We start from the raw sequence: 486 nt of genomic DNA, 5'->3' as shown, positions 1-486 counted from the left end.
GGAATGAAGCCGCAACAGTGGTTAATGATCATTTATGAGTTGCTAAAAGGGTTAAAATATGCTAAAAAATAATTGATTGTTCATGTTTATTGTTTATAAGTAAATGGCAATGATGAAGATGGGGGATTTTCACTTTTTAAAAAAAATCCCCCTCCTTTGTGTATATAACTTTGTTTGTGACGGATACTAATCACAACAATGGTGAATTATTCAACTGTTTCACCAGTGCCATTTTTAATCACTAGATGAAAGCGAGGCATCGATAGATGAAAGCAACAGGTATTGTTCGACGAATCGATGATTTAGGACGAGTAGTAATTCCAAAAGAAATTCGCAGAACACTTCGTATTCGCGAAGGAGACCCACTTGAAATATTTGTTGACCGCGATGGTGAGGTCATTTTAAAAAAGTATTCACCAATTAGTGAATTAGGTGACTTTGCAAAAGAGTACGCTGAAGCTCTTTTCGACAGTTTAGGACAACCTG

The 486-nt window shown here is 36.0% G+C and carries 1 protein-coding gene; it reads left to right on the top strand.

Going from position 1 to position 486, the window contains the following annotated elements; genetic code table 11:
- Positions 1-266: 266 nt before the first annotated feature.
- Positions 267-486 (top strand): AbrB/MazE/SpoVT family DNA-binding domain-containing protein (locus FOI68_RS22830; RefSeq protein ID WP_143864420.1); only part of this gene is annotated, 220 nt, incomplete at its 3' end.

Source organism: Brevibacillus sp. LEMMJ03 (assembly GCF_007197875.1).
Classification (GTDB): Bacteria; Bacillota; Bacilli; order Brevibacillales; family Brevibacillaceae; genus Brevibacillus; species Brevibacillus thermoruber.
The sequence above is the reverse complement of the archived record's forward strand: the minus strand, read 5'-3'. Positions and strand labels throughout refer to the sequence as shown.